The following is a 2,763-nucleotide window of genomic DNA, read 5'->3' as shown; positions in this document are numbered from 1 at the left end:
GACTGAGGATGCTGCCCCATTGCTTGGAACCCAAGACTTAAGAATGAGGCTTATTAACATCCCCTCAGAGAGATAGAAGGTTTCACCGGGCACAACCCTTAGGCTATTGGGATTATGAACGGTAACCATGCTGAAGTAACCATTAGGAGGCACACCAATGTATGCCTGGGGGCCGGTGGAGAATTGCGGCTTAGACTGAGTCTTAGCGACATTAATAAGCACCTCAGCGAACCCCTCACTGCTTGGTGGCTTAGTAAGCATATATGACGCATCAAGGTCAATCCACTGAATAACCAAATCATTCAAAACCTGAAAATAAGCATCAGCACCATTATTATGAAGATCAACAACCTCCCAACCAAAACCAGCAGTACCGGAAACAGTAGGCATATTTAACCTACTAGCCATAGTAGGCTTAGAGCCACAGGCAATTAAACAATACTACCACAAAGCAGACTAAACATGTTTAAAGTATAATGACCTTTACTATATAATATCTAAATGTAATTTATTGAACAGGTTAGCAACGGTATATTGAAGCAATGAATTTAACTTGGAAAGTAAACAATTAACTATGTCGAGTAAAATTAAACCATGCGTAATACTCCTAGCAGTAGCAGTGATATCAATAGTAGCAAGCATAAGCATAGCATATGCGCAGCAAAGTCACCAAGTTAAAATTATTGTACCTACACCAGCCTATTTTGAGTATGTTCCTGGTACACCTGTTTGGAATAATTATGCACCAGGTAACTTGCTATGGTGGACTACCAGTTATGAACCATTTGCGTGGTATAATACGTTCACTGGTCAATTCTGGCCTGTTTTAGCTAGAAACTGGACTATTAAGACTCTTCCAAATGGCAGTGCCATATTAACGGTTTACCTTAAACCCGGCTTCTACTGGTATAATGGATCAGCAACAATACCATTCACGGCATGGGATGCTTACGCATACTTCTACATTGGTATTAAGGCCTTCTACTGGTATTACCCATTTATAAATAACACTTATGCTGATGAGGATGTAAGAGTACTGGATAATTACACCATTCAATTCCTAATTCAGAAATACTCACCTACAATAGTCTATGGAATTCTAACGAATCCAATATACAATACCCCGTGGGTGATTTGGAAACCTATTGTTGAGGAATTACAGACCATGAACGTTACTCAAGCGTCAATATTTGGCCAGAATAACATAACTAAGCTAGTCGTACCCTACTATGGGTTAGGACCCTACTACATGACATCAATGACCACATCCCTAGTAATGACCATTAATGTAGAGCCCACCAACTTGCTTACTGCCTGGTATAATGCATATCCACTTGGGACATGGAATTACTATCCATCTATTGAAAATTGGTTTACTACCACTCCATGGTTAACGCTGATGAAAGGCAATAAGGCTAATTGGATATGGATGTCAGCATCCTCTGCCATGGCTACTGTAATAAATAGTACACCAGGATGGTCTATGTATTATTTACCAACCTTCTGGATCTATGGAATACTCGTTAACCCATACTATTATCCATGGAATATTCCTGAGGTTAGGCGTGCAGTCTTCTGTTACGCGGTCAATAGAACTGCAGCACTCGTATCATATAATCCCATAGGCATTACTGATGATTACTTAGCACCAGTATCATCAGTAATGATTGATACGTTCCCACAGGAAATCAAAAGTATATTGTTTAAATGTTACTATAATCCAGCCAAGGCAGCTCAAATACTTAAGAGCCTAGGCTTCTACCAGAAGAATGGACAGTGGTATGCACCTAACGGTACCTTATTAACGTTAGGTAATGTATATGGTCCATCAGGAATAACTAATTGGATTCAGATGGCCACAGTAGCAATTACAGATCTAGGAAAGTTCGGCATACCAGGTCAATTAATAGCTCAAGATCCAGGAGTATTCTATGGCACAACTTATCCAGGTCTTGATTGGGAATCATCAATCGTCTGGGGGGCCTATTACCACGGATACTACGGTGCATGGACTTGGTTCGGAGGCACATACTGGTTAGGGCAGTTTACTCAAGCAGGTAGGAATAATTCAATACCATGGACCTTCGCGTTTCCCATAGTTAATAATAATGAGGTGACAGGTTGGTATTGTAAACCAGTAACTATGGCGAACTTACCGATACCTAATGGCACTATAGTCACGTGCATTAACAGTACTCTTGGTTACATAAACCTTACCAACTGGATCTACGCCTTTGATGCTGTCGCACCAGGTTCAAGTGACTATACAGAGTTAATTAAAGTATTGTTCTCTTGGTATGAATATTGGGCTCCCGTAATGTTTATTGCAACAAACTGGGAATCAACAGAATACCAGACCTCTATTGTTGACGTTAATTGGTTATTCAAGTGCACATACGGTACAATATTCTTTGACAGCATATTTAGAATGTTTGAGAACCCTGGTGTACCCTGGGCTGGCATACCAACATACCTAATACTAGAAGGCGCTTATGCTCCTCCTGGTGTTGTTCCTCCTTTGGCTGAGGCTATTGCTAATGGTTCATTGTGGACTAATCCATTGTTGAGTCAGTTTGCCGCATTCCTAGGAATGCCAAATCCTGACGCTTCCATTCAACAGTGTGTTGCTTCATACTTCCATATTCCGTATACTCCAGTGACATCAACTACTTCAACTAGTACTACTACCACTACTTCAACGACCACGACTAGCACTACTACAACCACATCATCAACAACCACGACTACATCAACCACAACGAC

2 protein-coding genes are annotated in these 2,763 nt (G+C 40.8%); one reads left to right on the top strand and one right to left on the bottom strand.

The genetic code is table 11. The annotated features are described in order from the left end of the window. A partial coding sequence (locus ACP5L5_RS11530) for a hypothetical protein (protein WP_428763954.1) occupies positions 1 to 408 on the bottom strand: 408 nt, incomplete at its 3' end. Between the two features lie 166 nt (positions 409 to 574). Here ACP5L5_RS11530 and ACP5L5_RS11525 point away from each other — a divergent pair. Beyond that, the coding region (locus tag ACP5L5_RS11525; protein ID WP_428763952.1) for an ABC transporter substrate-binding protein at positions 575 to 2,763 on the top strand (2,189 nt) is incomplete at its 3' end.

The sequence above is a fragment of the Vulcanisaeta sp. genome, from assembly GCF_049966235.1.
In the GTDB taxonomy this organism is placed as follows: Archaea; Thermoproteota; Thermoprotei; order Thermoproteales; family Thermocladiaceae; genus Vulcanisaeta; species Vulcanisaeta moutnovskia.
Note: the sequence above shows the minus strand (reverse complement) of the source record. Positions and strands in the feature narration are given on the sequence as shown.